Source organism: Cytobacillus sp. MT66 (assembly GCF_058792595.1).
Genome location: NZ_JBXAFB010000021.1, coordinates 1 through 21,948, shown reverse-complemented (window position 1 = coordinate 21,948; position 21,948 = coordinate 1). Strand labels below are relative to the sequence as shown.

At 38.1% G+C, this 21,948-nt stretch carries 24 protein-coding genes; 5 read left to right on the top strand and 19 right to left on the bottom strand.

Annotation, left to right across the window (positions count from 1 at the left end; genetic code table 11):
* Positions 1-16: 16 nt before the first annotated feature.
* The 9 genes from AC1Q59_RS22885 to AC1Q59_RS22845 form a co-directional block, all read right to left on the bottom strand.
* Positions 17-481, bottom strand: a complete 465-nt coding sequence (locus AC1Q59_RS22885; RefSeq protein ID WP_492368181.1) for a hypothetical protein — start codon at positions 479-481, stop codon at positions 17-19.
* Positions 482-599: 118 nt separating this feature from the next.
* Positions 600-995 (bottom strand): VOC family protein, encoded by a 396-nt coding sequence (locus tag AC1Q59_RS22880; RefSeq protein ID WP_492368211.1) that lies wholly within the window; start codon positions 993-995, stop codon positions 600-602.
* Between the two features lie 104 nt (positions 996-1,099).
* Positions 1,100-2,503 (bottom strand): sensor histidine kinase, encoded by a 1,404-nt coding sequence (locus tag AC1Q59_RS22875; RefSeq protein ID WP_492368180.1) that lies wholly within the window; start codon positions 2,501-2,503, stop codon positions 1,100-1,102.
* Positions 2,500-3,225 (bottom strand): response regulator transcription factor, encoded by a 726-nt coding sequence (locus AC1Q59_RS22870; protein ID WP_492368179.1) that lies wholly within the window; start codon positions 3,223-3,225, stop codon positions 2,500-2,502. The genes AC1Q59_RS22875 and AC1Q59_RS22870 overlap by 4 nt, the downstream gene beginning before the upstream one ends.
* Positions 3,226-3,258: 33 nt before the next feature.
* Entirely contained in the window at positions 3,259-3,987 is a 729-nt protein-coding gene (locus AC1Q59_RS22865) for an ABC transporter permease (protein WP_492368178.1), read from the bottom strand.
* A gap of 13 nt (positions 3,988-4,000) precedes the next feature.
* Positions 4,001-4,747: an ABC transporter permease gene (locus AC1Q59_RS22860; RefSeq protein WP_492368177.1), complete on the bottom strand. Its 747-nt coding sequence runs from the start codon at positions 4,745-4,747 to the stop codon at positions 4,001-4,003.
* Positions 4,744-5,649, bottom strand: a complete 906-nt coding sequence (locus AC1Q59_RS22855; protein WP_492368176.1) for an ABC transporter ATP-binding protein — start codon at positions 5,647-5,649, stop codon at positions 4,744-4,746. The genes AC1Q59_RS22860 and AC1Q59_RS22855 overlap by 4 nt, the downstream gene beginning before the upstream one ends.
* A gap of 211 nt (positions 5,650-5,860) precedes the next feature.
* Positions 5,861-6,598 carry an urease accessory protein UreH domain-containing protein gene (locus AC1Q59_RS22850; protein WP_492368175.1) on the bottom strand — a complete coding sequence of 246 codons (738 nt, stop codon included), beginning with the start codon at positions 6,596-6,598 and terminating at the stop codon, positions 5,861-5,863.
* Between the two features lie 121 nt (positions 6,599-6,719).
* The gene (locus AC1Q59_RS22845) at positions 6,720-7,820 is read right to left on the bottom strand and encodes a YncE family protein (protein ID WP_492368174.1); all 1,101 of its coding nucleotides are present in this window, start codon (positions 7,818-7,820) and stop codon (positions 6,720-6,722) included.
* Between the two features lie 277 nt (positions 7,821-8,097).
* On the opposite strand from AC1Q59_RS22845, the gene AC1Q59_RS22840 reads away from it, so the two are divergent.
* The 3 genes from AC1Q59_RS22840 (at position 8,098) to AC1Q59_RS22830 (ending at position 10,497) form a co-directional block, all read left to right on the top strand.
* A complete protein-coding gene (locus tag AC1Q59_RS22840) occupies positions 8,098-9,465 on the top strand; it encodes a HAMP domain-containing sensor histidine kinase (RefSeq protein WP_492368210.1) in 1,368 nt (455 codons plus the stop codon).
* A 3-nt stretch (positions 9,466-9,468) separates the two neighbouring features.
* A complete protein-coding gene (locus AC1Q59_RS22835) occupies positions 9,469-10,146 on the top strand; it encodes a response regulator transcription factor (RefSeq protein ID WP_492368173.1) in 678 nt (225 codons plus the stop codon).
* Between the two features lie 114 nt (positions 10,147-10,260).
* Positions 10,261-10,497, top strand: a complete 237-nt coding sequence (locus AC1Q59_RS22830; protein ID WP_492368172.1) for a hypothetical protein — start codon at positions 10,261-10,263, stop codon at positions 10,495-10,497.
* A gap of 205 nt (positions 10,498-10,702) precedes the next feature.
* Here AC1Q59_RS22830 and AC1Q59_RS22825 read toward each other — a convergent pair whose 3' ends face one another.
* Positions 10,703-12,076, bottom strand: a complete 1,374-nt coding sequence (locus tag AC1Q59_RS22825) for a sensor histidine kinase (RefSeq protein WP_492368171.1) — start codon at positions 12,074-12,076, stop codon at positions 10,703-10,705.
* A complete protein-coding gene (locus AC1Q59_RS22820) occupies positions 12,054-12,767 on the bottom strand; it encodes a response regulator transcription factor (protein ID WP_492368170.1) in 714 nt (237 codons plus the stop codon). Before AC1Q59_RS22820 ends, AC1Q59_RS22825 begins: the two co-directional genes overlap by 23 nt.
* Before the next feature lie 256 nt (positions 12,768-13,023).
* Here AC1Q59_RS22820 and AC1Q59_RS22815 point away from each other — a divergent pair, with 256 nt between their 5' ends.
* On the top strand, positions 13,024-13,617 hold the full coding sequence (locus AC1Q59_RS22815; protein ID WP_492368169.1) for an undecaprenyl-diphosphatase: 594 nt from the start codon (positions 13,024-13,026) through the stop codon (positions 13,615-13,617).
* A gap of 75 nt (positions 13,618-13,692) precedes the next feature.
* Here AC1Q59_RS22815 and AC1Q59_RS22810 read toward each other — a convergent pair whose 3' ends face one another.
* The 4 genes from AC1Q59_RS22810 to AC1Q59_RS22795 form a co-directional block, all read right to left on the bottom strand.
* Positions 13,693-14,292, bottom strand: coding sequence for a DedA family protein (locus AC1Q59_RS22810; protein ID WP_492368168.1), 600 nt, complete (start codon positions 14,290-14,292; stop codon positions 13,693-13,695).
* Between the two features lie 141 nt (positions 14,293-14,433).
* Complete coding sequence (locus AC1Q59_RS22805; protein WP_492368167.1) at positions 14,434-15,132, bottom strand: polysaccharide deacetylase family protein; 699 nt, start codon at positions 15,130-15,132, stop codon at positions 14,434-14,436.
* Positions 15,133-15,155: 23 nt separating this feature from the next.
* Positions 15,156-16,328 (bottom strand): MGDG synthase family glycosyltransferase, encoded by a 1,173-nt coding sequence (locus AC1Q59_RS22800; protein ID WP_492368166.1) that lies wholly within the window; start codon positions 16,326-16,328, stop codon positions 15,156-15,158.
* Positions 16,329-16,531: 203 nt separating this feature from the next.
* Entirely contained in the window at positions 16,532-17,119 is a 588-nt protein-coding gene (locus tag AC1Q59_RS22795) for a DedA family protein (protein WP_492368165.1), read from the bottom strand.
* A 290-nt stretch (positions 17,120-17,409) separates the two neighbouring features.
* On the opposite strand from AC1Q59_RS22795, the gene AC1Q59_RS22790 reads away from it, so the two are divergent.
* Positions 17,410-17,976 (top strand): TVP38/TMEM64 family protein, encoded by a 567-nt coding sequence (locus AC1Q59_RS22790; RefSeq protein ID WP_492368164.1) that lies wholly within the window; start codon positions 17,410-17,412, stop codon positions 17,974-17,976.
* Between the two features lie 34 nt (positions 17,977-18,010).
* On the opposite strand, the gene AC1Q59_RS22785 is transcribed toward AC1Q59_RS22790, so the two are convergent.
* The 4 genes from AC1Q59_RS22785 to AC1Q59_RS22770 form a co-directional block, all read right to left on the bottom strand.
* Complete coding sequence (locus AC1Q59_RS22785; RefSeq protein ID WP_492368163.1) at positions 18,011-18,634, bottom strand: YdhK family protein; 624 nt, start codon at positions 18,632-18,634, stop codon at positions 18,011-18,013.
* Positions 18,635-18,782: 148 nt separating this feature from the next.
* The gene (gene copZ, locus AC1Q59_RS22780; protein ID WP_492368162.1) at positions 18,783-18,992 is read right to left on the bottom strand and encodes a copper chaperone CopZ; all 210 of its coding nucleotides are present in this window, start codon (positions 18,990-18,992) and stop codon (positions 18,783-18,785) included.
* 105 nt (positions 18,993-19,097) lie between these two features.
* Positions 19,098-21,482, bottom strand: a complete 2,385-nt coding sequence (locus AC1Q59_RS22775; protein WP_492368161.1) for a heavy metal translocating P-type ATPase — start codon at positions 21,480-21,482, stop codon at positions 19,098-19,100.
* A gap of 12 nt (positions 21,483-21,494) precedes the next feature.
* On the bottom strand, positions 21,495-21,800 hold the full coding sequence (locus AC1Q59_RS22770) for a metal-sensing transcriptional repressor (RefSeq protein ID WP_492368160.1): 306 nt from the start codon (positions 21,798-21,800) through the stop codon (positions 21,495-21,497).
* Positions 21,801-21,948: the final 148 nt, after the last annotated feature.

Sequence of the window (21,948 nt, the reverse complement as noted above, 5' to 3'; positions counted from 1 at the left end):
TGTCATCTTCTCCCTCTTAATCTCTTATTTCAAATGAAATAATAATTTTAGTATTGGGCAAATACTCGAAAATAATGTATTTTCCTTCGTGCTTCCGTTTAATTTTAGTCGAATAATAATCTTCTCCGCCGATTCTTATTTTATTCTCAGGATCTTTACCGCCATCTACTACATATTCGATAAAATTTTCCTCTAATTTATAAGTCCCTTTGATTACATGTGGGAAATCTTTAATATATGGAACACTCTCGAAACCTAGAAAAACCGCTGCTAGTGCAAATGCCAGTACTGCGCCCGTAAACTTTGCGGCCGCCTTCATGTCTTCAAAAGACAAGCTTTTTTTGCCCTTCTCAATCGTTTTCTTCTTCTTCCTCTCTTGGATACTTTCAACTATTAGATATATAATGATCCATGGAATCACAATAATAGCCAAAAGGACGACTGAAATACAAAAAATGAGCATGAACCAATAAGAACCCATGGATTCACCCGCCTTCAATCATACTATGATAGAATAAAAAACGCCTTTAGTCCATTATTAGATTTTAGCTAAAAATGGGCTAAAGGCGTTTTCGATGCTTATTTACTTTTTAAATAATTTATTTAGCGTTCTCATCGGGCTGATGAATGCCAAAGATATTTCCTTCTGTATCGATATAATACCCCTGCCACGCCATGCCAGGCAGCGCATGCTTAGCCATTGCAACTTTACCGCCATTGTTTAGAATTTTTGCTTCAGCAGCATCGTAATCTTCCACACCCATTGTACAAGCATAGCCATTCATCGCTTGGCCAGGTTCTGGGGCAGGACCTTGACGCTGCATCAATGCGCCATTAATTCCAAGTTCATCATCATTACCCGTCACTGCACCAAAGTAAGGCATACCCGCATAATCACTCCAATCTTGGAAGGTCCAGCCAAATACCTCACCATAAAACGTTTTAGCCCGCTCCATATCATCCACATGAATTTCAAAATGAATTAATCTTCCCATCATAACCTCCAAATTTTAGACCTTTAAAATAACCCAACTATGTAAATTTCTATATGCGAGTTCAAATTCCTTTAACCATTATCGTAATTAAAGCTGAAATTTATTCAATCAAAAAGAATACAAATTCTCGTTCCTTTGCCTAACTCTGTCTCCACATGTATTTTCCCGCCATGAGCTTCGACGATCTGCTTGGCAATTGCAAGCCCCAGGCCGCTGCCTTTATGGGCTTCCCCTGTATTCGTCCCGCGATAATAGCGAATAAATAAGTTTTCTAATTCTTCCTGTGCTATTCCCGCACCATGGTCCTCAATTAAAATTTGGATTTGTCCATCTGCCTTTTTTATGAGAACTTGGATTGGAGTATCAGGAGGATTATGAACGATTGCGTTATACAGCAAATTCATCATAGCTCTTTGCATCAAGATTTTATCGCACTTAAATGGGTAGTTTTCTATTTCGGTCAAAAAGTCAATGTTGGTTTCCTCATATAAAGGATGATTTAAAATCTGAATAACCGACTCCCTAATCACTTCAATCAAATTTTCCTCTTGCTTCTTAAGGGGGAAGGATGGATTCTTTAATTTATAAGTCAGGTTTAAGTCGTTAATCAGACGTTCAATATAATCCGATTTATCTAAAATAATTTCAGCGTATCTTTTTCTTTCAGAGTCGTCCAAATCGTATTCTTCAATTAACTCTGTATACCCCCGGATGGAAGCAAGCGGCGTTTTAATATCATGGCTAATATTTGTGACCCACTCTTCCCTTGTCTTTTCTATTTTATTTCTTTCTATTTCATTTGACTTAAGAGCAGCAGACAATTCATTTAAATGCTGAAAAACCGTTTTGTATATTCCCTTTGGTTTGTATTCACCATTGAAATGACCTTTAGCTAAACTTTGGATCCCTTCAATGATTTTTACAATTGGCTTAGCCAGCTGATTGCTGAAGAAATAGCCAAACATCAGAGCAATCCCTAAAATAACAGTCACCACTATGGCAACAACTAAAATAACATCCCGTATAAGTGTTTCCGATCGGTAATAAATAGTAGCCTTTCCTATGACCTTTTCCGGAAAACCCATGATATAGCTTAAGTCGCGATTCTCCCTTTCTAGCTTTCCTACAAAAATAGTGGATTTTTCTAATGCACCTGTAAACTTATGATAATGAATTAAATCCGCAGCCGTATAATGTACAGGAGCATTTTTCGGTTTATACCGGCTATAGATTTCTGTGCCATTTTCATCTAAGATCTGGATCCAAACATCGCTTTCTTTTAGCTCTGTCAAATTTTGATCCGGTATAATAATCTGTCCATTTTCCATTTGAATATTTTTTTCAAAATCTAATGTATAATAGCTTGGATTTTGATAGGGCAAGAATTGATCTTGATTTCTAAAATTTGTATAGAATAGTAAAACATTAATCGTTAGAAAGGCAAAAAAGGATAGTAACAATGTAAAAACCATGAATGCCAGAAATTGGGCGGTGATTTTCCATTTCATGATTGATTCCCTCTAGTTTGCAGTTTATACCCTAACCCTTTAACCGTTTTAATCCACTTTGGATGACTTGGGTTATCTTCAACTTTCTCCCGAAGCTTGCGGATATGGACCATGATGGTATTGTCAAACCCAATATAGTCCTCCCCCCAAACTGCTTGGCAAATTTTACTTTTGCTAAAAATTTGGTTAGGATGCTTGGCAAATAACAGAAGTAATTGAAGTTCCTTTGCTGTGAGTGAGATAGATTCCTTGCCTTTTCTAACTTCGCCTGTTTTCGGAAAAATTGAAACATCTCCAAACGAAAATTGTTCATGATCATCCATTCTTTGTGAAGCATATTCATTTCTACGCAGCTGCGCTTTAATTCGAAATAAGACCTCTTTTGTACTAAATGGCTTTGTGACATAATCATCGCCGCCAATTCCCAAGCCAAGAAGTTTATCAACCTCATCCGATTTTGCTGATAGAAAAATAATTGGGGCATATGTTAGGTTTCGCATTCTTTGACAGACCTCATAGCCTTCCATATCCGGAAGCATAATATCGAGAACGATCACATCCGGGTTATTTTTTTGACAAAGTTCAATGCCAGCTTGGCCTGTTACTGCCTTGTCAATCAGCTCAAAACCATCTTTTCTCAGTACGGTTTCTAGTAAATTTAATATATCAGCCTCATCATCTATCAATAAAATTCTCTTGTCCGCAAGTCCCGTAAATGACATGATTTTCGAACCCTTTCCTTACAGCCTATATGGCTATAGTACATCTTTTGTGTGAAAACGCAAAAGACCGATAGAAACTCCCATTATAAAAATGACTAAGGATATAATCATCATGATTATATTCATGCTGCCCATATCAAACACATCATTCATCGACGAAACAATCGGATAATCCCATGGGTAAAAAATCCAGTATTTCTCTGAATTGGCGACAAGCATGGATGGGAAAGCCAGGCCCGCACCGATAAGAACGGGAACAGCAAAATGGCTAAACCGGTAACAGAAGTAAAAAATCACGCCCACTATAGGCAAAGCTGATATAAACAAAATACCAAACCGCTTTGCCATCCATAAAAATGGAATGGATTCAAGGCCAAGTGAAAAAGCTACCACAACCATGCCTAAAAACAGCAGAATCAAACTATAGAGGATGATCCCCATTCCAACCGATAATTTGGTTAGATAAACATGTCTTCTTCTAACCGGCATTGCCAGTAATTGTTTCCAGCTGTTGGTACTATGCTCCATTCTCGCCATCATCACAAGGACAATGGTACAAATGAGCGGCAGAACTAGCCAGCTATATACCGCCATACTGCCTTGATATAGAAATCCACGAAAGATTTCCTCCTCATTTTCTGATAAGCCCATTTTCGCAAAATCCCATCCCTGATAAAGAGCTAACAGCGTTAGAATCGTTGTTGTCAGCAGGATTCTTGAGCGTTTTAACTTATATATTTCAGCGTGTATCAATGGTTTCATTTGCCTGACCTCCTTACAAGACATCTTTTCGTTTAAATTGCCACATTCCAGCAATGATAGAAACAAGCAAAAGAATTACGCTGCTTGTTAATAACTCTTTAAACTCCTGATTCACAAGTCCATCCACCATAAAGACAAAGGCATACGGAAAAAATTTAGCACCCTCGGGAAATTGAAATATCACAATCGAAGAAAGAATAACACCAGCAAACCCAATGACAATCGGGATAATCATATTTTTAAAGAAAGAGCTAAACCAATTGTGGATAGCAGCAATGGCTAGAACCATCAGGAGTTGTTTTCCTGCGTATGTGAGATAACTGCTCCATTCAACCGTTTCGGGAAAGTCCATCACATAGCCAACGAGAACAAGCCCCAGCATATTTAATAGAATTAAAATGGCACTTAACAATAGCCCTGTAAGGAACTTTGATACATACACCCCTTCATGACGGACAGGCAGGCTCAGCATTTGTTTCCAGTTATTTTGACTATCCTCCACTTGATAAAGTAAGGCAAAAATAATCCCGATAAACATTGGCAGAAACATCCCCCACCCCAGTACACGATGATTCTCTAATAAAAGCAGATCCCACGAACTGTATCCTGGTCTTGCCGTTTTTAACAAGTAATCATAACGGATGCTAAAATCCAAAAACATCGCAAGCGTAGTTCCTGCCGGAATGACAAGTAAAAATAACCAGACCCAGCCTTTTTTCTGCTTGAAGAATTCCAGCCGAATCAATGTGACGAGCTTCATGCAATCTCCTCCTTGCCGGTAATCTCCAAGAAGATTTCCTCTAAGGAATGCTCTTTCATCATCATTTGGTGCACATCATAGCCATTCATGATTAACTCACGATTGATCTTTGCCGGTCCAAGGCTTGGGTCCAGATAAATAAATCGCCTATCGTTAGTAAAAGGAATGCCTATTTCCGTAAAATATGATTCAACCTCATTTTTAGGCTCAGCCTCTAATTGAATTTGCGCCTTCTGTTTTTTCCTTAAATCATCCATCGTCCCTTGAAATAGCAGCTTTCCACGACTAATAATCCCAACATGGGTAGCCATTAACTCCATTTCACTTAAAATATGACTCGAAATTAATACAGTGATGCCGAATTCTTTTGGCAGTCTTTTAATTAGCTCACGAATTTCGATAATGCCTGAAGGATCGAGGCCATTCGTTGGCTCATCAAGGATAAGCAGTTCAGGCTTGCCGAGCAAGGCCTGTGCGATTCCAAGCCGCTGCTTCATGCCAAGTGAAAACTTTTTCACCACTTTATTTTTAACATCTGTCAACTTTACAATCTCTAATACCCTTATAATTTCACTTTTGTCTGCACCAAGGATTCTTCTAGTAATCTCCAAATTTTCAAAGGCCGTCAGATGTCCATAATAGGATGGTGATTCTACCATGGAGCCTACTCGTCTTAAAATATCCAGACGGTCTTTTTTGATTGATTGGCCAAACACCCTCACTTCCCCTTTCGTTTCCCTAATCAGACCGAGAAGCATGCGAATGGTTGTCGATTTTCCTGCTCCATTAGGGCCAAGAAATCCATATATGCCCCCTTTCGGTACTTGTAAGTTCACCTGATTTACAGCCAAAAACTTACCAAACTTTTTCGTTAGATTTGTTGTTTCAATAATGTATGTCATCAATTTTTCCTCCAATATAATATTTCGTTACAGTCATTCTAACCACCGTACCTTAAAGCTCCATTGTCTTAACCTTAAATCAACCTTAAAAATAAAAAGCCCACAAACATTGATTTCATCAACATTGTGAGCTTTTATGTAAAATGATGAAGCCGAAAATAACGCATTAACAACCTAAGCTAGCTTTCGGATTACTTCTTTGAGCATTTTTTTAAATACTCCAGTAGGTAATGGTATCAAGAACCCCTAAAATTATCATGGCAATCCCAGCTGCCTTTTGAATGGCCGCTCCCAGTTTCCGGCCTTTCTTTTTAATTAATGATCCCCCTAAATCCAAATACCAGATTAGGAATATCGCAATGATCAATGGCAAAGATGTGCCAATGGCGAAAAAGACAGGGAGAACAGCCCCGTAGCTGACAGCTGCGGCCATTGGCATGAGAGTAATAAAAAATAACGTAAACATGGTTGGACAAAATCCAAGCGTAAAGCTTACCCCCATTAAAAATGCACCTAAGCTCCCCTTTGCTTGGAATCTCTCCAAGGCGCTTCCTAAGGAAATGGTCTTATATACTTTAATGATGCCTAACATGAACAGCCCGATGACAATAAACATGGGGCCGACAATTCTCCTTACCCATGGAAAGTATGTAATTAATGATGTTCTTACCTCACTGCCAACAATCCAAACTAAAAGACCCAGCCCAGAAAAAACGGCGATCTTTCCTAATGTAAAAAATAAGACGTTCTTCCAGGCAACCTTTTGCTGAACAGATTGATTGCCATAAACCGTAATAGCTCCTAAATTTCCTGTGAACTGACACGGTGCAACAGCACCAACAATGCCTAATACAAAAGCAGATAAAATCGGGATTCCTTTCGTACTAATTCCGATATTGATCAAAGGCTGAGAAAATAAATTGCTTATTTGGCTAAAGAATTCATACATACCTTCTTCCCCTTCTAACGAGAATAAATGTAATTTCATTATAAGATATAAATATCAAGAATTTGTGCAATAAAAATACCTCTAGGATAAACTAGAGGCATTAATTGTGATAACACTTTATTTAGTTCATGATGCTAATACCATTAGGCGTTTTACCAACCTGAATCGTTTCGATGACTTTATTCTGCTCTGCATCAATCACACTGACTGTATGGTCGAACATATTTGTTACATAAATACGCTTATTATCTGGGCTTGTGACTACTCCATGAGACCCTTTTCCTGTTTCAATTGTTGCTGTTGCCTTTTTAGAATGTATATCAACAACTGTCACTGTATTGGATGGATTCTCTTCTGTACCCTGATTTGCTGCATAGGCAAATTGATCATTACCGTCTAGATAGACTTGTGCTGGTCCAATTCCAACAGGAACCATATCAACTTTTTCAGTTTCAAGGTCAATAACGGCTAAAGCATTTTCAGAATTAAGGGTTGCAATAAGTGTTTTCCCATCAGAGGATATCGCTGCTGTGACCGGGGCCTTGCCAACCTTTATTTTCTTATCCTCTTTCATTGTCTTAAGACTAACAACACTTACAGTATCTTCACCCATATTAGCAATATAGGCCGTTGAACTGTCAGATGAGATCCTAAAGCCATGCGGACCTTTTCCTGTCCCTATTGTTGCTGTCACTTCGAAGCTTGCTATATCAATCACAGACACGGTATTGTCCTCATTATTTGTAACAAGGACATACTTTCCGTCATCTGTAAATACGATGTGAGCCGGATGGTTTCCAACCTCAACTGTTTTTAAAACTTCATTGGTTGCTGTATCCAGAAACAATGCTGTACCCGGCATGTCCATATCCATGGCATCTCCATGGCCGTGATCCATTTTCGGAACAATCGTGGCTGCAAGCATTGTTCCATCTGGTGAAACCTGTACATTATGGGCAGTACCTTCAACCTTAATAGTGGAATCTACTTGATTTGTATTTGCATCTATTTTTGTTATGCTGCCGCCTTCATCGGCTGTAAAATAATAGGCAGCCATTTCTTTTTCCGTATTCTGTTCCTTATCAGGAGCTGAATCAGATGTTTGGTTCCGTGATTCAGTCGGTTCATCTGATTTTCCCTCCTGGCTGGCATCACTGCATCCTGTCAAAATCAGTCCCACGATCAGCAGAACTGTAAATAAACTTGCTTTTACTTTATTCATAATGAAGGTTACCTCCTCGAATTTGAATGACAAAATTAGTTTAATGATGCATGATCAAGGATCATGTGATTAACTTCACTTTAGAAAATAAAGCAAACGAATTTTTTACAATTCCTTGAAAATCCATAAAATCTGCAAAGTTATCAAATAAAATGAGTCTTTTACTTAACTCAATCCCATGTAAACCAAACTAAATGTTATAATCTGCAAAGTTTCTTCAAACTTTTATTGTAAGGTAAGGATGAGAAAATTTATTGCACTGGCAAAAGGTGATCGAATGAACAAACTTTCTATAAAAATCGGGATTTTATTTTTCATCATTATTTTTGGCCTGGAAACCTTTATGTTTTTCTTTTTACATACTGCCATTGTTGACTCAAGGGTTGAAGAAGAGCTTTCGGCCTTGCAGGCAAGAGGAAATTCCCACAGAGATATCCTAGAGAAACGTTTTAGCTCTGATACTATCTCCCATGTCACCTTGATGGAATCGGAAGCCAACACGGATGTTGTGATTACAGATCATTCGGGAAAGGTTCTTGACTCCTCAGATCAAATTCGCAATCTGGACAAATACGTGATGGCAATCCGTTCTTCTATCCCAAGAAGTGGGCGTGTTGTGGAGGCTCATTGGAAGAAGGAGCCGCTGATCGCCACTGTAAGCCCCATCGAACAAAATGGAGGAATCCTAGGCTATGTCTTTATGTTTCAAGATACTAAATCTGTTCATGCGTTAATCAATCGTCTGAATGAACATTTTTTATTGGCTGCATTCATTTCCGTTAGTCTGACTGTTATTATTATTTTCTTTTTATCAAAGGCTTTAACAAAGCCCCTGATTAAGATGAAGGATGCTACTTCACAAATCAGCAAAGGAAACTTTGAAGTTACTTTGGCAAAGGGAGGAAATGATGAGTTAGGCGATTTATCTAAATCCATTCAATTACTTGCAAACGATTTAAAGTATTTAAAGAAAGAGAGAAATGAATTCTTGGCAAGCATTTCCCATGAACTGCGTACACCGCTAACCTATATAAAGGGATATGCTGATATTGTCCTTAAACGAAACCTGCCAAAAGAGGAGCAGCAAAAATATTTAAATATTATTCTTGAGGAAAGTAATCGGCTTTCATTACTTATTAAGGATTTATTTGATTTAGCGAAGATTGATAAAAACACCTTTGCTATTGAAAAGGAACAGATTCATTTGCATGAATTTCTCATAGCCATAGAGAGAAAATTATCACCGGCTTTTATTGAAAGGGGTATGAGTTTAAGCATCAGCAGTCCTTCAAATATTTATATCTTGGCGGACCCCTCCAGATTGGAACAAATCATCCTAAATCTTTTGGATAATGCCATGAAGTATTCCACACAAGGTACCAAAACAGCCATCTATGCTGCAAAGGATAAACATTCTGTGCAAATTGCTGTTAAGGATGAAGGAAAAGGAATCCCGGCTGAAGATCTTCCATATATATTTAACCGTTTTTATCGTGTAGATAAGGCACGAACCAGATCATTAGGAGGTACTGGACTTGGCCTAGCCATTGTGAAGGAACTTGTAGATATGCATGGCGGAGAAATTGCTGTTAAAAGTGAAATCGGAAAAGGCACAGTATTTTTATTATCTTTTAAGGGGCAGTAAACGATGAAAACCATTTTATTAGTAGATGACGAACCACTTATGCTGGATTTGCTAGCTCTTTACTTATCTCCAGCAGGCTATGATTGTTTAAAAATGACATCAGCCATTGGGGCAATAGACTACTTAGAATCCCATCACGCTGACCTCATTTTGCTTGATGTAATGATGCCTGACATGAATGGCTGGGAAGCATGCAGAAAGATAAGAGATCATTGGGACATTCCGATCATTATGCTTACCGCATTAGGCGAAAAACCTGATATTGTCAAAGGATTAAAAATCGGAGCGGATGACTATATCTCCAAACCCTTTGATGAGGAAGAATTGCTGGCAAGAATTGAAGCAGTTTTAAGGAGAAATCAAAGTGATCATGACAAGTTTACATTCTTAGGGCTAGAGCTGGATTTAAATTCCTTTGTCCTTCAGTATAGCGGAAAGCTGATCCCATTAACTCCGAAGGAATTTGCCATGATGGAGATGTTCTTAAAAAATAGGAACAAAGTATTCTCCCGCGAACATTTAATTACCTCCATCTGGGGGTATGGGGTTTCGACTGAAGACCGGACCATTGATTCCCATGTCCGTAATTTACGGGATAAGCTTCGAAAGGCAGGTTTTCCTGCAGACGAACACCTGGTGACTGTTTGGGGTGTTGGATATAAATGGGTTGATAAAAATTAGGAGTAATCCGCCTTTCGCTTAAGTGCCGATAAACATTCACACGTTTCTCAAAGATTCTTCATAAATTCTGCATAGATTTTTTGTAATCTTAAAGCAAGAAAGGGGATGTTATAAATGAAAAAATTTATGATTGGGATATTAAGCGCTGCATTTATTCTTGGAGCAGGATCCTATGCATTTGCCCAAGGAAATGAGGAAGGAATTTTAAACTTTGAACAAATGAAGCCGTTTATGGAAAAAATGCATCCTAATTTCTCTGAAAACGAGTTGAAAGATATGTACCAAGCATGCCATGGTGAAGGGGGCATAATGGAAAACACAAGCCCTCAAGACATGATGAATAACTTTTAACCAGGAGTGATCTGCCATGATGGGAAGACATGGATTTGGGATGATGGGTTTTGGACTGATTGGGTGGCTATTAAATCTCGCCGTTACAGGATTTGTTGTGTACTTTGCCGTCAGGCTTGCGTTAAAGACAAAATAGAAAAATTTAAAGATTAATAGATTGTACTGCAAAAACAAGAAAAAACACGACTTCTGCCGTGTTTTTTTCTTATTCTATTCCGAAGCTTGCAGGTAAAAACAATTCTACCTCCGTTCCATCCTCCTCTTTACTTCTAATTTTTATTTCCCCTTTGTGTAATTTTATAATCTTTTTAGCGATATGAAGGCCTAAACCAGAACCTCCAGTTTCCCGGCTTCTTGCTTTATCCACACGGTAAAATCGTTCAAAAATATTCTCAATCTCTTCCTCTGGAATCCCAATACCGTAATCTTTCACCCGAATGATGGCATTTACATCATTTTTCTCTAAAAAAATATCAATTCTGCCACTGCTATATTTAATAGCATTATCGAGCAAAATTATGATTACCTGCTTTATTTTTAATTCATCTGCCACAATAAGGACAGGCGACTGCTCAAAATGCAGGGTGATTTCTCTTTTATAAACCTCTTTCATTTGCTTTAAAATATCTTGACATAATAATACAAGATTGATTACCTCTAGATCCAACTCAACTTCTTTTTCTAATGAAGCCACATCCAAAAAGGTTTCTGTCATTTTTTGAATTCTTGTTGCTTCAGAGTGAATAGCCTGGATCGCTTCATCAGCCAATTCTTTATCTTCTAGCCCATGTCGTCTTAACAAATTCGCATAGCTTTTTATAACTGTTAATGGCGTCTTCAATTCGTGGGAGGCATCAGAGACAAACTGAGACTGCTTTGCAAAATTATCCTCTAACCTGTCAATCATCCGGTTAAACGTATTGGCTAATGTTTGAAGCTCATCCTTCGTATCATTCAAAATGATGATTTTCTTTGGTACACCGCTTCTCTCAATATCCTCCATGGTATTGATCATATTTGAAATTGGCCGCATAATTATATTCGATATCCATTTTCCGCTAAGCAATGATAAAATAACAGCTAAAATCGTGCTAACACCAAGAATCCACAAAAGAATATCTTTCCTTGTTTCCAACCCTTCCAGTTCTTCTCCAATCTCGATACTTCCCTTAAGGTGGGGTGTGTTTTCTATTGGAACACGTACAATTAACACTTGCTTTTCCTTCTGATCTATCACAATGGCACGTCTTGTAGCTTCCTTAGTATGTACATACTTTCCTTTCACTTTTTTAGAAAGTTCTTTATCATTGGTTATTTCATAAAGAATGCGCCCATCGGGCAGCACAATTCGAATATAGGATTTCTCTGTTAAATGATTCTTCAAATCACTTTTAATTTGATCGGCCCGGTCATTGTTGCGGATGTTTTTCTCAATATCCACTGCTTTTTGAAACACCCTATCCTCTTCCATATTAACGGTCGTTGTCATAAAAAGTATAAATACTACAAAATTGATCAAAATTAAGATGAACAGCATCCAAGCGGTTGTTAATAGATTAATTTTTATGGTAATCCTCATCTGCGTTCTCCTTTATGGTGTAGCCGATACCCCTAACAGTAGTAATTAATGGGGCAGAAAAGTCTTCTTCTACTTTTTTCCGCAAATGCCGGATAAACACATCTATCACATTGGTTTCTCCCTCGTAGTCATAGCCCCAAACATTTAAAATGATATTTTCTCTAGTTACCACTTTATTTTTATTTAAAAGTAAATACACCAATAAGTCGTATTCCTTTGGAGTTAAGTTAATCGTCGTACCAGCCCTTACAATTTCCCGTGTATCAGTGTTGATTACGAGATCCTGTATAGAAAGAATAGAATCCTCCTCAAGGTGCTCATTTTTAGAAGAATGGCGGAGACAGGAACGAATTCTTGCTAATAACTCTTCAATTTCAAATGGTTTTGTTACATAATCATTCGCACCTTGGTCTAGTCCAGCAACCTTATCAAAGGTTGAATTTCTTGCAGTCAGAAGAATTACTGGCAGGTTTTTCTTTTCCTTTCTTAATCTTCTTAACACATCCATCCCGCTTAATTTTGGCAGCATCACATCTAATAAAATTAAGTCTATTTCCGTATGTAAAGCCACTTCAAGACCATCCTTACCATTATGTTCCACTGTCACGCTGTATCCTTCATATTCCAGCTCCATCTTTAAAACACGGGCTATTTGAATTTCATCTTCTACCACTAAAATATGGGTCTTCACCCTGCACTGCCCCCTTTTACATTCCAACGTTTAAGAGGTATATTGAAGCCTCCGAAATTACTTCCAGGCTGTTGCCCCGACTTATTATCTAAATATCTTTTAACTTCATCACTTTAGCACAACATAGCAATATTTTCTCATTTTTAATGGTTTATTAATGTTTTTTTCATCACCTGTTTAGATTCATTTTTTATAGTTAAGGTACCCATTTGGGATTAAAAGTACTTGTATACTGACAAAGCATGAGGAGATCAATATGAATGACAATCTTTTTAAAGCAATAAATAACTTAGCAGGTCATCACCCGATTTTAGATGGATTAATGGCTGGTGTGACGAACTACGCATTATACATCTATGCCATAGTTTTGCTTCTCATTTGGTTACTTGGAAAAGAACAGTATAAGAAGACGGTCGTTTACGCTGCGATTACTGGCATCCTGGGACTATTCATCAACTTCATCATCGGACATATATATTTTGAACCTCGGCCGTTTGTTTCCCACTCGGTCAACTTATTAGTTGAACATGCAGCGGATGCTTCGTTTCCAAGTGACCATACAACTGGAGCCTTCGCCCTTGCACTAGCTGTTTTATTCGTTCATCGAAAAATTGGAATTGGGATGTTCCTGTTTGCCCTCTTAACAGGCCTTTCCCGAGTTTATGTTGGGCATCATTACCCGTTAGATATCTTAGGAAGCTTCATTATTTCAATAGTCATTAGTTATATTGTTTTTAAGCTTCGTCCCTTTCTTGAACCAATCGCAAACAGGATCATCCATATTTATAATCTGATTCCGATAGTTCCGAAAACAACAGAAAATAAAGACATGAAAACATTGAACAAATAACAAAAACACCGGATTAAACCGGTGTTTTTGTTTATCTCTTTTATCATTATTTTTAAAAGGATTGCGAGTTTCAGATCAATTGCCAGCGGGCTTGCTCCTTTTCTTCCAGAAATAATAAAAGAAAATGAACAGGATTAAAAAGAACAAAATGAAATAAAGACTATATTTTGATACATATGTTTCAACTTGTTTCCAATCCTGCCCTAGCTTCTTGCCTACAGTGATAAAAGTAAAAGTCCATATAAATGCTCCAGTATAAGCAAAAACAATGAACTTTCTAAAAGGATATTTATTTATTGCCGCTATATAGGCAGCGAGATGACGAACTCCAGGAATGAAATAGCCAATAATTAAAACTGTAGGTCCAATTTTTTGGAACAGATTCTTTGTCAAACCTATTTTCTGCTCAGTGATATGAAATTTGGGGCCAAATTTTTTCAACAAAGGTAAGCCGAACCTATAGCCAATAAAATAGCTAAGGGAAATTCCTCCTATGGCACCTGTAAATGCACTTAATAATGACATTATGTATGTTAATTTACCTTGGGAAACATTGTAGCCAACATATGTTAAAAGAACCTCATCAGGTATCGGAAGACCAACAATACCCCCAATTAACACCACAATAATTCCCAAATATCCAAAATGCTCAATCAGGTAATCTATATGCTGCATAGTTAATTCCCGCCTAAGAATTAAATAATTTCCTGCTTAATAAAAATATGATTCATTGTCATGGCTGTAATGCACCACAGTCCAATCATTCTTTTTCCCCTGAAAGACAAGCCCCGCGTAACTCACCACTAATTCACCTACTTAATTATCATTAACTAAATCATCTACACGTACACAAGTAAAACCCCTTTTTTCCACTGTCTTTAATACATCCTTTAATGCATTAATGGTATTTCGTGGAGCTTCTATTTCCGCTCCTAGTGTATCTCCGCAGTCATGCAGCAGGATGACATCTCCGCCTTTAATGTTTGATAGACGATGCTTAATCTTGTCACTGCCCCCAGAGGTCCGCCAATCTTGTGCCATAATTGACCAAAGAATAATTTTATATTTACCTTTTTTTATAAAATCTAAAAGATTGAGCATACCCCATGGCGGACGATAAAAAATAGGCTTTTCACCAGTGAAATGTTCAATAATTTTCGCTGTATCCTCCAGCCCCTTGCGAACTTTCCAAGGAGACATAAGCCAGTTTGAACGGTGAATATAATTGTGAATCCCGATTAAATGGCCCTCTTGATGCATTCGCTTAATTAGCTCAGGGTGCTTTTCCGCTTTGTATCCTACTACAAAAAAGGTTGCTTTTACCTTATTTTTCTTCAACAAATCAAGAAGGATTGGGGTATAATTTGGGTCCGGTCCATCATCAAATGTGAAAGCAATCTTTTCCTGGTCACTCCCTCTCTTACATACTTTTAGCCCTAAACCACGTGAAAGAATATAGGGGATGACAGTGTATAATAAAATTAAAAAAACGATCACTAACAAAATAGCACCCATACTAATTTCTCCTCCCGTAATATCTAAGCTCTTGCCAAATGGTAAACTTTTAAATGTTCCATTTGGCCAGAAGGCTTGAGTTGCTTTTGGTCAAGAATCCCACCGAGGATTTCCGCCATTTCCAACGGGTCTTCCACCTTTATACCGTCTTGAAAAGATTGAATAGATTGTTCCCATTGACTCATTTGTTCATCATCCTTTAATATGCTTATTAATTCTTGTTCCAGCGATTCTTGCTGCTTAAGTTTAAAAACCAGACCCTTTTTTGTTAAATACCGCAAATTGACCTCTTCCTGTCCAGGAAGAGCGGATTGAACAAAAACAGGAAGCCTTTTTCGCAGAACCTCACTAATGGTGACCCCGCCTGGTTTTGTAACAATTGCATCCATTTCTTCGTATAAATGATTCATTTCTGCTCTAGATGAAATATAAGGCAGCGGTTTGATGTGATCAATTTTCCATGAAAGAATTTCGTTGTAAAGCTTTTCATTTTTCCCGCATAGCACATAGAAATCAGATTGGGAAGGTTCCTTAGATCTGCTTAATAGTTTCATAATCCCACCCAAACCGTTATTTCCACCAGAAATTAATATTTTAGGTCTATCTCCTCGTTTTTTTGCCTTTGTGTTTTTTGTAATTTCCTGATGTACTGGAATTCCGGTAACAACCATCCTTTTTTCAGACATTTGGTATCTTTTACTAAATTCATCTTTTGTATCTTTGCTAGGGAAGAAATGATAGTCAATTTCCTCTCGACCCCAAACATTATTAATAAAGAAGTCTGTGTAAACATTTATTACTGGAACCTCACATTTTCCCTTTCTTTTTAATTGGTTTAATAGATAGGATGGAAAACCATGGGTGCAAATAATTAAATCAGGCTTCTCTGCCAGGAGCAGCTGCTCCATTTTTTTTAAGAAAAAATAAGAGTACCATTTAAATGAATGATCATTATGTGATGCGGAGTAGAAAAACCTTTTGTAAGCAAAGTCATATGTTTCGGGTGCGTAACGAATCCATTTTAAATACCAGCTAGTAATCATTTTCTCAAGGGTTGGACTCGCGTAGCTTATAAGGTCAATTTTCTTCACTAAAATTCCTTTTGTTTGTTTTTTAACAATATCCATTAATGCCTCAGCCACTTGATGATGCCCTGACCGCATTTGCAAAAAAGGTAAGAATACAATCTTTTTCATATCTATTTCATCTCCTATTAAGAGGATTTGGGATAGTAAATCTACGCTCTAAATTTAACACCAATTTTTTAAAAGCTTCCCATTTTCATTGATTTTTAATGAAACGAAAAGGAAATTTTAAATAATCCCCAAAATTAAAAGGTGTCAGGTCCCTGTGAATTTTTCACATGGAACCTGACACCTGAAGTCAGCTTATTTATAGGTTATACATTTCTTTTTTTAAAGAAATTCACCAAGATAAAAAATAAGAAAATTAGTAAAAAGATCAGTCCTAAATATGGGACATACTCCGGGTTAATTTGTATGGAACTTGCAGTATAATATCCGGCTAAAATAAATGGACTTATCCATAAAACAGTTCCAATAAAGGATAGAAGAAGAAAATCCAAAAGAGGAATGTTGTTTATTCCAGCAAAATACGGGCTGATTTGCCGTATTCCTGGCATATAGAATCCGAATATAATCGTTTTACGCATATTTTTCATATACTTATTTTTCACCTTGGCCCAGCGCTCTTCCGTTATCCCCACGTATTTACCATATTTATGGATAAATGGACTTCCTATGTATTTTCCCATGACATAAGCAAAAAGCATGCCTGAAAAAGCTCCTAAAAGAGCCGTCGAACAAGCAGGGAAGAATTCTAGGCTGTGTTGGTCAATTAACACACCAATTAAAAAAAGCAATGACTCTTCTGGAGCTGGAATTCCAACAATACCTAAAAATAATAAAGCAAAAATAATCAGATAGCCATACATATTAAGATAATCTATAAGGGTTTCTATATTCATAATTTCCTCTATGGTAAAATTTGTATTATAGGGGTTCTTAGTTTTTCTATCAAAACACCCCACATAAAAACATTCTTCCCGTTATTAAACAAACTTAAAGAACTATTAGTTGATCTTTTGAAGTTTATCATAAAAGTTTATTCTAAAAAATAGATATTGATCCTTGACTGATCACATAAATCACTTTTATGAAGCTTACTGGAGAATGAAAACCTTTTAAACAGCCTATTGCTTGGCAGTCAATCAGAATAAGAATCTTCAAAAACAACAGTTTGGAAAGGATGTAAGACATGGAGTCATTTTTAATAGAGTGGTTTCCTTCTAACCTGATTTTGGCATTTTTAATTAGTATTTTTTTGAATATATTAGTTGCTATTTCAGGTGTTTTACCAAGTGCAGCCATTACTGCAGTAAACATCATTCTCTTTGGATTTGAAGCTGGACTGCTGGTCTCTATTACGGGTGAGGCAGCTGGAGCAATTATTAGTTTTATCTTATATAGAAAGGGCCTTAGTCGATTGTCATCAGGGAATTTTAACAAACAGGTTAAACTTTTAAATAAATTAAAAGACACCAAAGGCGCTGGAGCCGTGTTTCTTGTACTTATTCTCAGAGTATTGCCGTTTGTCCCCTCAGGTGCTGTTACCTTAGCTGCAGCATATAGTAAAATGGGGTTGCTCGCATTTAGTACCGCCAGTACATTAGGGAAGATCCCTTCTTTACTTATTGAAGCATACTCAGTTGACCAACTGCTATCACTTAGTCCAGAATGGCAGCTTTTATGCCTGCTTTTCCTTCTGTTGTTTGCAGTAATTTATTATTTTTTAAAAGGAAAAGGACATTCAAGCCAAAAATAAAAAGATGCCCGGTTTTGGGCACCTTAATGGAAATTTATGGGGCTGTTAATTCACTTTCCGTAACCCATTTATGATTCTTTACCTGCTCTCCTGTTGTTGAAGTATAATCAACCATGTAGACAGTTGTATGCTCAGCGGAGTCGATGGTGGCGGCTGCTCCTTTCATTCCTGGCATATGGTCTGCGTTAAGTGTTACCTTAGCACCTGGCTCCAAAGGTTCCTTGCCTACACCTTCCAATTCCTCATGAATAACCCATTTATGATTAGTAACTGGTTCCCCGCCTGTAGTAGGGGTATAGGTAACTGTATATACCGTTGTATCATAAGCTCCAACAATTGTAGCTTCCGCACCTTTCATACCTGGCATATGATCAGCTTGAATAATGGGATGACTTCCTACTGGGAATTTAGGGTTTTCTGCTTCTTTTAACCCTTCTGGAACCTCTCCAGAACTAGTGTGGTTCATTGCTGAATGGTCCATTCCCTCCATATTGCCTTCAGACTGATTATCTTCCTGCGTTGACTCATCTTGCGCTGGTTCACTTTGGGCTTGAGTTTCTTCATTTTCAGCATTGCCAGCATTATTAGTTCCACCACACGCTGCAAGAATCAAGAAAGTAAATAAAAGCAACATTACTAATATCAGTTTGTTTTTCATCCATGAACCTCCTATATTGCTTACTCTTCGTTTTTACTAATAGATTTCCCTATGTAATTTCTAATAAACATCTTATATAAAAAAGCTCACAAACATTGGTCTTATCAACATTTGTGAGCTTTTTATATGGATTTATGAAGCTAATAAATTAGGCATTAACATCATAGCCTTGTTCTTCAATTGCTTCCTTCATGGCAGCAACAGTTACTTTTGCTTCATCAAAGGTAACATCTACTTTGCCAGCTTTTAAATCTACTTCAGCACCTGATACGCCATCTAATTCTTTCAATGCGCCTTCAACTGCTGCTTTGCAGTGGCCGCATGACATGCCTTGAACATCCAATGTTTTCTTTTCCATGACTTTTTCACCTCCTTAATATGGGATGATTTAAACGTTGCCGTTGATTTCCGTTCCAATCAACTAAGCGGTGTTATCAACCTTAAACTTTAACACATCCATTTATTAAAGCTTAACCCGCTTCAAGCGAAGAGAGTTTGTCACTACACTTACTGAACTCAACGCCATGGCTGCACCAGCAATCCATGGGGCTAACAAGCCGAGTGCGGCCACGGGGATTCCTGCTGTATTGTATCCGAATGCCCAGAAAAGGTTTTGCCGGATATTTTTAATGGTTGCATGGCTAATATGAATTGCTTTTGGAATAAGCAGCAGTTCTCCGCCAAGAATCGTGACGTCGGCTGCTTCTATGGCCACTTCTGTACCTGTGCCAATGGCAATCCCAATATCTGCGGTAACAAGTGCAGGAGCATCATTTACCCCATCGCCAACCATGGCAACCTTTTTACCCTGTGATTGAATTTCTCTTACTTTATCGGCTTTTTCCTCAGGCAGCACTTGAGCAATCACCTGATCAATTCCTACTTGCTTCGCAATCGCCTGGGCCGTTCTTTCGTTATCGCCTGTCAGCATGATGACCTCAATACCCATTTCTTTTAATTGCTTAATAGCTTCTGGTGCCGTTTCTTTAACCGTATCTGCTACAGCAACCGTTCCGCGATACTTTCCATCTATGGCGATCAGCATAGCTGTCTTTCCTTGTGTTTCATACTCAGCTAATTTCTCTTCAGCACCTGTGGTGATAATGAGATGGTCCATCATTAATTTCCGATTGCCAACAAGGACATGTCTTCCAGAAATCTTCGCCTCAATTCCGTGGCCAGGTATTGCTGAAAAATCGTCTACTTCCAAAAAGCTGATATCATTTTCCTCCGCATAGGCAACAATGGCTCCGGCTAGCGGGTGCTCAGATCCTTTCTCTGCACTAGCTAAAAGCTGCAATGTTTCTTTATCGCCAGAAAAATCGGTTACTTCCGGTTTTCCCTTTGTTATCGTTCCCGTTTTATCTAAAACAATCGCCTTGATTTCATGTGTTCGTTCCAGGTGCTCTCCGCCTTTAAATAAGATTCCGCTTTCTGCCGCTCTTCCTGTACCAACCATAATAGAAGTTGGGGTTGCCAAGCCTAAAGCGCATGGACAGGCAATTACAAGCACTGCAATAGCTGCTACTAAGGCAGGTTCAAATTGCCCAGGCTGGACAAAAGCAATCCAGATGATAAAGGTTAGGATGGCAATACCGATAACAATCGGAACGAAATATCCGGAAATGATATCCGCCAGTCGCTGAATGGGTGCCTTTGATCCTTGGGCTTCTTCCACTACTTTGATAATGGATGCAAGTGCTGTATCCTTGCCGACTTTTGTGGCCTCCATTTCGATCGCACCATTTTTATTGATCGTAGAGCCAATTAATTTTGCTCCAGGATCTTTTTCGATTGGAATGGATTCGCCGGTAAGCATGGATTCATCTACAGATGTTCTTCCTTTTACCACTATACCGTCTACTGGTATTTTTTCACCGGGTTTGACTATTAGATGATCCCCGACGGTTACTTCTTCAACAGGAATCATCACTTCTTTACCGTCTCTAATCACACGAGCTTCCCTTGCCTGTAAATTAAGCAATTGAGAGATCGCATTGGTTGTATGGCTTTTGGCTGTTGCCTCTAAATATTTGCCAAACAAGATCAATGTAATTAATACGGCACTGGTTTCAAAATACAAATGCGGCATATAGTGCGGATTGCCAATGGTCTTGAATGCTTCATATAAACTGTAAAAGTAAGCAGCACTTGTACCTAAGGCTACAAGCACATCCATATTCGCTCCGCCATTGCGCAGATTCTTGTAGGCTCCCTCATAAAATTGCCAGCCGATGATAAATTGCACAGGAGTAGCTAAGGCAAATTGGAACCATGGGTTCATAAAGATATCTGGTAAACTCATGCCAAATAAATGAACAAGCATCGTAATTAATAATGGTGCCGAAAGAACCGCGGATATAATTAGCTTAATTTTTTTGTGCTGCAGCTCTTTTTCTTTATAGGTTTGTTTTTCCTCAGCTTCGGCTTTTGGTTTTGCATCATAGCCGATGTTTTGGATTTTCTGGATGAGAGCTTTCTCATCTGTTAACCCTGGGTTATATTCAATCATTGCACTTTCCGTCGTTAGATTAACAGTAGCTTGCTTGACTCCCTCTTGTTTATTCAGGACCTTCTCGATGCGGGTAGAACAAGCAGCACAAGTCATCCCGAATACATCAAATTCAGCTTTTTCTGTGAGAACGCCATAACCAATATTTTCGATTTTCTTCGAAATATCTTCAATAGAAACCTTCTCTGGATCATAGTCAACGGTTGCTCTTTCAGTAGTTAAATTAACTTGAGCCTCGACACCATCCATTTTATTTAAAACCTTTTCAATCCGATTGGAACAGGCAGCACAGGTCATCCCTGTTACACCAAGCGTTGCATGCTTTGCCTCACTCATCTTACTCCCCTCCTACTTTGAAAACTGCTTAAGGACCGTCATTAATTCCTCAATGGATTCGTTCCCTTCACCATTTTTGATCGAATCAACAACACAATGCTTAATATGACGTTCAGTAATGGAAAAGCCGACTTGTTTTAAGGCTGATTGAATGGCACTGATTTGCACTAAAATATCAACACAATAGCGATCATCCTCCACCATTTTCTGAATGCCGCGAACCTGACCCTCAATTCTCTTCAATCGGTTGGTAATCGCCTGCTTCTCATCTTTCGTCCTAGGCTGACTAGGGTGCTCATGCAAAAATTTCTTATCCAAACAAATCACATCCTTTCGCGCGTTAAACCACTGGGGGTCAGTCCCCCATCGCTTTAACGCTTTAATATATTGGGGGTCAGTCCCACTAGCGTTGCACAGCTGTTATTAATTTGAATATTTGTAATTATTTTACATTACCTTTTATTCC